This is a genomic window from Poseidonibacter sp. (genome assembly GCF_041821165.1).
Lineage (GTDB): Bacteria > Campylobacterota > Campylobacteria > Campylobacterales > Arcobacteraceae > Poseidonibacter.
Genome location: NZ_JBGUES010000077.1, coordinates 1 through 10,102, shown reverse-complemented (window position 1 = coordinate 10,102; position 10,102 = coordinate 1). Strand labels below are relative to the sequence as shown.

Genomic DNA, 10,102 nt, shown 5'->3' with positions numbered 1-10,102 from the left:
TTCAAATAAAGAGTATTTACTTGAAGCCATTGATATTGGAATTGATAAATATGTACTAAAACCTATTGATGTAAGTAAGCTTTTACAAGTTATGTCACAATCTTTATTATATCATGAGCTAAAAGATTTATATGTTGATAAATTAACAAATCTTCAAAATAGAAATAGACTTAAAAAAGATTTAGAGACAAAAAACATTGATTTAATGGCTATTTTAGATATTGATGATTTTTCAACTATGAATGATTTATTTGGTGAAAAAACTGGTGATACAATTTTATGTGAGCTAGCAATATCTCTTAAGCAATACTTTCCAAATGACCACTACTCTATTTACAGAACAGAAGCTGATAAGTTTGCAATTTTATCAAAAGATCATGAAGCTGATGTAAATGACTTTTATAAGTTATGTAAAGAGTTTGCACATAAAGTTGAAATAAATACTTTAGTAATTGATGAAAATGAAATTGATATAAATGTAACTATTGGTATTGCTCAAGGTGATACATCAAGAATCTTTAAATACTCACAAAGAGTTATTTCATATGCTAGAAATAAATTAGAGCAAGTTATGATTTATGATGACTCTTTTAATATTCAAGAATCATTTGAAGAAAATATTAAATGGGTTAAAAAGATTAAAAATGGTCTAAAACAGAATAAATTTCAAGCTTATTATCAACCAATCGTAGATAATAAAACAAAAGAAATTTATAAATATGAAGCATTAATTAGATTTATTGAAGATGATGGAGAAGTAATTGCTCCATTTAAATTCTTAGATATTGCAAAAAAAGCTAAGTTATATCCTCATATTATTCATGTAATGTTAATTGAAGCATTAAAACTAATAAAAGCAAAAAACAAAAGAGTTGCTATTAATATCTCATTTGAAGATATTGCTAGTTCTGAAACAAAAAGATTTATTTATACAGAACTTGAAAAAGAAAAAGATGCAGCTTCTCTTCTTGAATTTGAGATTTTAGAAAGTGAAGAAATCTCTGATATGACAATAGTTCAAGAGTTTATAAAAAGAGTAAAAGAGATTGGTTGTACTGTTGGAGTTGATGACTTTGGTGCTGGATACTCAAACTTTAATATGCTTACAACACTTGATATTGATTTTGTAAAAATTGATAGTTCTTTAATTAAAGAGATAGATTATTCTAAAAATCAAGAAATTATCGTAAATACGATTTCTAAGTTTACTAAAGAGTTTGGTTTTAAAACAGTAGCTGAATTTGTAAGTAGTGAAGAGATTTATGAAAAAGTTAAATCTTTAGAAATTGATTATTCGCAAGGATATTTCTTTGGAAAACCAATGAGTTTTAATGAAGTTTAATTCATCCACTCATTAACTATAAAATCTTTATCAAATAGTTTTGATTTACTTCTAGTAATAGATGCAATTGAAACTAATTGAGTTGTAGCTTCTTCTAAATCATCATTTATAATCAAATAATCATACTCTTGGAAAGATTTAATCTCTTCTTTGGCATTTTTAATTCTATTTGAAATTACTTCACTTGAATCTGTATTTCTAGATGTTAATCTATTTTCTAACTCACCTAAAGAAGGTGTTGTAATAAAAACAGATGTAACAATATCATTAAGCTTATTTCTAACTATTTCATGACCTTGTACATCAATATCAAAGATTACTAGTTTACCCTCATTTAAAGCTTCATTAATAGGCTTTAAAGACGTTCCATAATAGTTTCCATGAACTAGTGCATACTCTAAGAAGTCATCGTTTTTAATATCATTTTCAAACTCTTCTTTTGTAACAAAGAAATAATCAACACCATGAACTTCACCCTCTCTTGGGTTTCTAGTTGTTGTTGAAATTGAAAAATAATAATCTGATATTTTTTTATATACTTCTTTTAATAAAGTAGATTTACCACAGCCACTTGGACCTGATAAGATTAATATAGCACCTTTTTTTTCAGCTATCATTTTTTATCCTTTAATACTAGTCTAATATCAACACTCTCACCTGCTGAAAGTCTATCTATAATACCTTGGTTAAACTTTTCCAATAAAGGTTTTAACTCTTCAATATTATAATTACTCAACACTAAATTTAGTGGTTTTTTTGAAGTAGTTTCTTCTAAATCAAATTCATACTCTTTTACTTCATCTAAGGCATCATCAATAATTGAACCTATATCTTTCCAATCATTTGAATCCATTATTAAATCTCTTTGAGCTTCACTATCTTCAAGCATATCATGAAGTTTTGAAAGTTCTTGATTATCAAGAATCCCGCCAGTATTTGAAGAGTTTATTTTTACAAGACTTTCATCTTCATTCTCTTCATCATTAATATCTAAATAAACATCTTCAACTAAAGATTCAACATAATCAGTAATTGGTGTAATTGAATTATTTTCATCATAGATATCTGTGTTTAGTTCAGGTTTGATATCAAGTTTTTGTTCTTTTAGAATTTCAGCTTCTAAAAAATGTACTTGTTCTCTTAGTATATCTTGTAATTTTGTTGGTAAAAAAGGTCTTGGTATAATGAAATCTCTTGATTTTTCAAAAGGTAATTCTTCTGAAGTAATAGCTCCAAGTTTTCTAGTATACTGCTTAATTATATTAAATTTGTCATCAATAAATTCTTGATCAACAATTATAAAATCGTATTCACCAGTTATTGCAGTTGTACCTTGCACTGAAAAATCTAATTTTAATTTTTTACATACTAGTGAGAAAATTTGTTCTATTATTTGTGTTTCACATACTAATAATAAATTCACTTTAACTCCTGTAATTTTAAATCTTCAAGTTTATATACTTTGTCACATTTCATAGCTAAATCTGTTTCATGTGTTACTAATATTAAACCTGCATTATTACTTTTAATATAATTAAAAAGTGTATCAACTACCATATTGGCAGTTTCTTTATCTAAGTTTCCTGTTGGTTCATCTGCAAAAATTATCTTAGGTTTTTTAGTTAAAACTCTAGCAATTGATAATCTTTGTTGTTGTCCACCACTTAATTCTCCAACACCTTGTTTCATAACATAATCAATATTTAGCTGTTTTAATAAGTCATTATCAATTTCATTACCACTTAATAAAGTAGCAATATCAAGGTTTTCAGATGCCGAAAATCCTCTAAATAAGTAATGTGCTTGAAATATTATACCAAAATCTTCTCTTCTAATATTAAGTAGTTTCTTTTGTTTTAATGAATAAATATCTTCATCATTGAAAATAACTTCTCCAGAAAAAGGCTTTAATAAAGATGATAATATATTTAAAAAAGTAGATTTACCACTACCACTCATTCCAATGATAGCAATTGATTGTTGTTTTTTTAGTGTTAAATTTATATCATGAAAAAGTTCATAATCAAATTTATGAGAAATATTTGTAGCATTAAGAAGAAGGTCATCCATTATGAGTGACTTTTTTGGTTGTTTTTCACTCATAGGATGATCCTTATATATCAAAAAGTTTTGATATTAATTATTTAGCCATTTGTGCAGCAACTTCTGCAGCGAAATCTTCTTCTTTTTTCTCAATACCTTCACCTAATTCAAATCTAATGTAAGAAGTGATTTTAATTGATGCATCAACGTCAGCAATTGCTTGCTCAACAGTTTTTTTGTCATCCATTACGTAAGCTTGAGATAAAAGTGCAAATCTACCATCTAATTGAGTGTTATCAGTGATATATCTCTCAAGTTGTCCAGGAATGATATTTCCCCAGATTTTTTCAGGTTTACCTTGCTCTTTTAATTTTGCTTCAAAGCTAGCTTTAGCAGTAGCTAATGCTTCTTCTGTTAATTGTGATTTAGAAACGAAATCAGGAATATTTTTTAATGGTTTTCCTAATCTTACTAACTCATCATTTTCAGCTTCAATTTCTGCAACAATTGCTTTGTTTTCAGACTCTATAAATTCAGGGTCTAAATCAGTATAAGAAATTACAGTTGGTTTCATTGCAGATGCATGCATACATAATGATTTTAATAATGCTTGAGTTTTTTCTTTAACTGAATCATCACAAGTTGCAGCTAATAAAACTCCAACTCTACCATTTGTATGAACATAACCATTAACAACAGTACCTTCAACAGCAGTAACTTTTCTAGCAACTAAGTTTTCACCAATTGTAGCAATTTTACCGTTTAAGAATTCTGTAAAGTTTGTTCCATTAATTGTAGAAGATGCTAAAGCATCTGCATCAGTAATGTTATTTTCTTGTGCATGTGTAACAATTTCTTTAGTTAAGTTTAAGAAATTCTCATTTTTAGCAACAAAGTCAGTTTGTGCATTAAGCTCTAACATTGTAGCAGCAGTGTTATCAGCATTAACTTTAACAGCAATAACACCCTCAGCAGCAATATTTCCAGCTTTTTTAGCAGCTTTACCTAATCCAGCTTCTCTTAAAGCTTGAACGGCTTTGTCTAAATCACCTTCACATTCGTTAAGTGCATTTTTACAATCAAGCATACCTGCACCAGTCATTCCTCTTAATTCTTTGATTAATTTAGGAGTTGCTCCAGCCATGATTATGCTTCCTCAGTTTTAGTTTCAGCTTCACCTTCAGCTACTGCTTCAGATACAACTGCTGCTGCTTCTTCTTCAGTTACAACAACTTCTTCCTCTACTTCTTCTCTTGATGCTTTACCTTCGTTCATTGCTGCAGCCATTTCGTTACAGAATAATTGAATAGATCTGATTGCATCATCGTTACCTGGAATTGGTAAATCAACAACATCTGGATCACAGTTAGTATCTAAAGGAGCAACAACAGTAATTCCTAATCTTCTTGCTTCTTGGATAGCAATTTTTTCTTTAACTGCATCTAATACGAACATCATATCAGGGATTTTATGCATTTCTTTAATTCCACCAAGGTATAATTCTAACTTGATTTCTTTTCTAGAAAGCATTAATGCTTCTTTTTTAGTAAGTAAGTCTAATTGACCTTCTTCTCTCATTTTTTTAATAATTTCTAATTTTCTAATTGATTTTTTGATTGTTCCGTAGTTTGTTAACATTCCACCTAACCATCTGTGGTTAACATATGGCATACCACAATCAATAGCAGCTTTTTTAACAGCTTCTGCAGCTTGTTTTTTAGTACCAACAAAGATCATTGTTTGACCTTCAGCAGCTCTATCTCTAACTACATTATATGTGTATCTAAAGTATCTTAATGTTTTTTGTAAGTCAATAATATAAATATTTTTTCTAACACCGAAAATGAATTTTTTCATTTTTGGATTCCATCTTCTTGTTTGGTGTCCGAAGTGTACACCACATTCTAATAAGTCTTTCATTGTAACCATGACAATTTCCTTGTATATTTTAAATTTGGGTTTTTCCCTCTGCGCCCCTTAATAATCAGCCTAAGCTTCTTACAACCCATACCAGGATTGACACATGTGAGGTTTCTAATACGAAATTAGAACCGTGATTTTATCTAAGTTAACTTTAATATTTCTTTAAGTGATAAAAACAAAAACTTTTAATCATTATAATCTCTAATTTTTATATAAATATGAACATTCGATGAATCATCATTAAATTCTCGTTCATCAACTTCAATATAATTTAAATCTCTTATTAATTTTCCAAGTTTTTCATAACCATAATTTCTAGGGTCAAAAGAAGGATGATTTTTATTTATATAAGCACCTACATTTGATAATCTTGCCCAAGCATCATCTTTTGAAACAGCATTTATTGCAGAAATTAAAATAGGTCTTAATGTTAAAGTATTTGATTCAGTTTTTTGTATTGGAATATCATTTTCTCTTAAAATTTCAGTAAATACAAATTTATCACAAGCTGCAATAAATGCTTCAGGAGTTTTTTTCTCACCAAAACCATATACCATTAATCCAGATTCTCTAATTCTTGTTGCTAATCTTGTAAAATCACTATCCGAAGAAATTAGACAAAATCCATCTAAATTACTTTCATGTAATATATCCATTGCATCTATTATAAGTGAAGAATCAGTAGAATTTTTACCACTTGTATATGAAAATTGTTGAACAGGTTGAATTGCGTGTTTGTGTAAGTGTTCTTTCCATTTTTTTAGATTACTTGTAGTCCAATCACCATATGCTCTTTTTACACTAGCAATTCCAAATTTTGAAACCTCAGCTAAAAGTTCTGCAATTATTGAAGCTTGTGCATTATCTGCATCTATTAAAACAGCTAATTTATTACTTTTATTATCTATCATGAATAATCCTTACTACTTTGATTGATTCTACTGTATAAAACTTTAAATAATATTTTCTTTTCAATCAGTGTAAGGATATTCTTTATTAATATTAACTTATTGCAAGAAAAGCAACTACTACAACTATTCCAGCAAACATAAAATATATTCCTCTTTTTTTAAATCCAAATTTACCTTTTACCATAAACATTGCAGAAATTGCTAGAAAACTTAAAACTAAACTATATAAAATAGCTAAGTAAAACCATGCCTTTTCATGTGTTGATTTATGTGCATCTAAAAACATCTTTACAACAACAGGATAACCTTTATAAGAAATATCTGTTTGTCCTGAATTTTTATTATAATATACATTTAAATTTTTCCATGCATTATATGTTATTATTTCATTCTCTTGTTTTTTAACTTTTAAATTAAGTCTTTTTTCTACTTTAGTATAAGAAGATTCTGGAAAAATATTTTCAATTTTACCTTCTTTAATTTTTATTATAAATAATTTATTAAACTCTTTTTGTGTTATATTTTTACTCATTATAATATTTGCATTATACTCTTGCACTAACCACCCAAGCGCTCGTCCTGAAAGTATAATTCCACTAATTGAATAAAGTAAGGTAATACCAATAACAAAATAACCCAGATCTCGGTGAAGAGATCTCATTATACTACTTATAGATTTTCTTTTTTGCAAAATATATTCCTTTAAAATCTATATGAAAGTTTAACTTTGAAATTTCTTCCAACTTCATGAGATTCATTTATACTTGAACCTGAATACGTACCAAAGGCTGTATGATTGTTATATTGTTTATTAAGTATATTATCAATACCAAAATTTATTTTTGCATTTTTTATTGATTGTAATTTATATGTTGCTGCAATATTATGAACACTGTATCCTTTTCTTTTTACATCTTTTGTTTCACTATAAGTATAAGTATTTGTTGGAACATATTCACTACTATAATTTAGTTTTAATAAAGAGTTTACAGAATAATTTAAACCAACTTTAAAAGTATGAACTTTTGCTGTTTTTGGCTCAGTTTTAACACCTGTTAGAATATTTTTCTCATTTCCATCTGTATATGTATGACTTAAATTTAAACCTAACTTATCTTTATAATAATTGAAAACAGTTTCTAAACCCCAAATTCTTACATCAGTATCGCTTGAAAGTGTTGTATTTTTTGTTGGATGCATATAGTTATCTAAATTATATGTATAAGCTGTAAAACCTATATTTGAACTATCAGCATTTAATATAGTTGATAAGTTATAGTCAATACCAGCTTCATAGTTATGTCCTGTTTGAGCTTTCGTATTTGTATCTTGAACAATAGTATCATTTAGCATTAGTGTTTCACCTAATGATGGTCCTTTAAAAATTTTACCGTAACCTACTCTTAAATTTAAATCATTTGTTGCTTGATATGATGCTTTAAATTTTGGAGATAATTCTTTAAACTCACCTGAATAAATACCTCCCATTTCATGCACATCATATCTTGCTCCAAGATTTACAATTAATTTACCTAATTCTATTTCATCATCAAAATATAAACCATAAGCAAGTACTTCACCTTTACCATCTACTGATTCTTTTTTTGTTTGACCAATATTTGCTCCACTTATATAATAAGATAAGCCATCAGCTGTTTTAGATTGCTCTTCTTTTGAATACTCAACTCCATAAGTTAAAATATGATTACTAACAAGCGATGTATTTCTTATATCAAATCCACTAACTTTATTTTCATAAGTTCTTTTTGCTATTTTCAAATCATCATCTATAAATCCATCTCTATTTAATTTTTGAGAATTAGAATATATTTTTGAATCTATTTTTACTAAATCACTATCAGGATTAAATTCATAATTTAAAGTATAAGTATCTCTTAGTATTTCATTATAAGGATAAACTTCATCATTACTTCCTACTTTTTCACCTGAAAGATTTCTATTTCCACCATCTTGATATTTATTATAAGAGAATTTTATTGTATTGTAATCATTTGCTTTAAATACTACTTTTGCTAAAGCACTTTCTAATTTACTATGCTTAGAACTATTTTTTTCTTTTTTAGGAATATATAAATCACCATCCTCTGAAATATTTCCCAATCCTAAGAATTCTAACTTATCATTTACTTTTGAAAAGACTGCTACACTTGCCATTTTTCTTTCATATGCACTTTGATAAGAAGTAGTTATTTTTCCACCAAAAACTTCACCCTCTTTTAAAAAGTCACTAGGGTCTTTAGTTTCGTAAACAAAAGCTCCATTTACAACTCCTGCTCCACTTAATGCAGAGTTTGCTCCAAGTTCAATAGAACCAATTTTTAACATTTCTGCATCAATTGTTTGATCACCTGAATGATGGAATAATTGCCCACCAATTTTTGCACCATCTATTGTAATATTTGAAAATTTATCTTCTAAACCTCTTACATAAACTTTTTGAGAATATCTTGCGTTACCATTTACAACAACACTTGGAATTGATTTTAAAATATCTTTTATATCACTTGCTTGGCTATCCTCTAATACATCAGATGATATACTTTTTACTTGTGTTTGAAATGCTGTATCAGATACTTGTATTGATTCTAATATTTCACTCTCACCTTCACTTGACATTGCATTTATTGCAAATGCAGTTACAATTGATAATGAGATTAATAATTTGTTATTTTGTTTCATTTTTTATTCCTATTTTATTTTAATTTTTATATTTACTATTGGCTTTTAGTTATAAGTAAAAGATTACTTAACTGTAATTTATTTAAAATGTCTAAAAGTTTTACTACTCTTTTATACTTTACTTCTTTATCTATTTTTACTGTTAATTGACTATCTTTTTGCAATAAAGATAATTTTTGTTCTAATTGCACAAAATCTATTTCACTTGTTTTATAAGCAAGTTTTTTTTCTGAAAGTTCAATTACAATTGCTTTTTTCTCAACTATATTTTCTTTTGAAGCTGAGTTTGGTAATGATAAATTTAAAATTGTTTCATTTTTTTTAAATTCACTTGCTACAATAAAAAATATTAGTAGTAAAAACACAACATCTATTAATGGAGTTAAATCCATAGATATAAGCTCTCTTTTTTTACATAAGCGTTTCACGAGTTATCCTATTTATTATCATCTTCTCATATTTTGATTCTAATTTTGCAAATGAACCTGTAAGATAGTTAAATCCTACATAATGAGGTAGCGATACAATAAGTCCACCAATTGTTGTAATTAAAGCAAGTGAAATACCACTTGCAAATAAATCTGCACCTTGAGAAAAACCAGCTGTTGATATTGTTTCAAATGATTGTAAAACACCAATAACTGTTCCTAATAAACCTAAAATTGGTGCAATAGTTGCAATAATTTTTATTGTATTCATTCCTAAATCCAATTTTAATAAATACGCAGAGGCACTATGGTAAATCTCATTTTCTACTTTTTTACAAGTATAAGAGTGTTCTTTATGTACAGTATTAAAAATATTTGTTACAACTTTTTGTATTTTTCTATTTTCTATTTTAATTTGTATAAATTTCCATAACATAATACTAAGTCCTAAAATATTTAAAATAACTAGTATATACATAACATAGCCACCAAGATGAATATATTCAATCAAAGTATGTTTCACTTTTTTTCCTTTTTATTTTAAGCTAAATCGCATTGCTAATGTAAAATCTATAAACTCTTTATCTTTTAATTCTTTAGAAAATGGTTCAAATTTATTTGTTAATAGCAAAGCATTTAAAGCAGCTTTATTTAATCTTTTTTTTGAGCTCTCTTTTAGAATTCTCATATTTGTAAATTGTCCATTTTTTAAAACTCTAAAAGAAACAATAACCTTTCCTTCTTCTTTTAATCTT

The 10,102-nt window shown here is 27.2% G+C and carries 12 protein-coding genes; 1 reads left to right on the top strand and 11 read right to left on the bottom strand.

The genetic code is table 11. From position 1 onward, the window contains the following. Positions 1 to 1,342, top strand: a 1,342-nt coding sequence (locus tag ACERKK_RS07495; RefSeq protein WP_373772459.1) for an EAL domain-containing protein, incomplete at its 5' end; no start/stop codon positions are given. On the opposite strand, the gene gmk is transcribed toward ACERKK_RS07495, so the two are convergent. The 11 genes from gmk to ACERKK_RS07440 all read right to left on the bottom strand — a co-directional run. Then, a complete protein-coding gene (gene gmk / locus ACERKK_RS07490) occupies positions 1,339 to 1,959 on the bottom strand; it encodes a guanylate kinase (protein WP_373772458.1) in 621 nt (206 codons plus the stop codon). The two genes, ACERKK_RS07495 and gmk, sit on opposite strands and share 4 nt — an antisense overlap. Continuing rightward, a complete protein-coding gene (locus tag ACERKK_RS07485; protein ID WP_373772457.1) occupies positions 1,956 to 2,765 on the bottom strand; it encodes a hypothetical protein in 810 nt (269 codons plus the stop codon). The genes gmk and ACERKK_RS07485 overlap by 4 nt, the downstream gene beginning before the upstream one ends. Then, the gene (locus ACERKK_RS07480) at positions 2,762 to 3,445 is read right to left on the bottom strand and encodes an ABC transporter ATP-binding protein (RefSeq protein ID WP_373772456.1); all 684 of its coding nucleotides are present in this window, start codon (positions 3,443 to 3,445) and stop codon (positions 2,762 to 2,764) included. Before ACERKK_RS07480 ends, ACERKK_RS07485 begins: the two co-directional genes overlap by 4 nt. Before the next feature lie 37 nt (positions 3,446 to 3,482). Beyond that, positions 3,483 to 4,529: a translation elongation factor Ts gene (gene tsf, locus ACERKK_RS07475; RefSeq protein WP_373772455.1), complete on the bottom strand. Its 1,047-nt coding sequence runs from the start codon at positions 4,527 to 4,529 to the stop codon at positions 3,483 to 3,485. Positions 4,530 to 4,531: 2 nt separating this feature from the next. After that, complete coding sequence (gene rpsB, locus ACERKK_RS07470; protein WP_373772454.1) at positions 4,532 to 5,314, bottom strand: 30S ribosomal protein S2; 783 nt, start codon at positions 5,312 to 5,314, stop codon at positions 4,532 to 4,534. A 179-nt stretch (positions 5,315 to 5,493) separates the two neighbouring features. Further along, on the bottom strand, positions 5,494 to 6,219 hold the full coding sequence (locus tag ACERKK_RS07465) for an NYN domain-containing protein (RefSeq protein WP_373772453.1): 726 nt from the start codon (positions 6,217 to 6,219) through the stop codon (positions 5,494 to 5,496). Positions 6,220 to 6,310: 91 nt separating this feature from the next. Beyond that, the gene (locus ACERKK_RS07460) at positions 6,311 to 6,880 is read right to left on the bottom strand and encodes a hypothetical protein (RefSeq protein ID WP_373772452.1); all 570 of its coding nucleotides are present in this window, start codon (positions 6,878 to 6,880) and stop codon (positions 6,311 to 6,313) included. A gap of 41 nt (positions 6,881 to 6,921) precedes the next feature. Next, positions 6,922 to 8,919, bottom strand: coding sequence for a TonB-dependent receptor domain-containing protein (locus ACERKK_RS07455; RefSeq protein WP_373772451.1), 1,998 nt, complete (start codon positions 8,917 to 8,919; stop codon positions 6,922 to 6,924). Positions 8,920 to 8,954: 35 nt separating this feature from the next. Next, positions 8,955 to 9,347 carry an ExbD/TolR family protein gene (locus ACERKK_RS07450; RefSeq protein WP_373772450.1) on the bottom strand — a complete coding sequence of 131 codons (393 nt, stop codon included), beginning with the start codon at positions 9,345 to 9,347 and terminating at the stop codon, positions 8,955 to 8,957. Then, entirely contained in the window at positions 9,331 to 9,870 is a 540-nt protein-coding gene (locus tag ACERKK_RS07445) for a MotA/TolQ/ExbB proton channel family protein (RefSeq protein ID WP_373772449.1), read from the bottom strand. Before ACERKK_RS07445 ends, ACERKK_RS07450 begins: the two co-directional genes overlap by 17 nt. A 12-nt stretch (positions 9,871 to 9,882) precedes the next feature. Next, positions 9,883 to 10,102 (bottom strand): TonB family protein (locus tag ACERKK_RS07440; protein WP_373772448.1); only part of this gene is annotated, 220 nt, incomplete at its 5' end.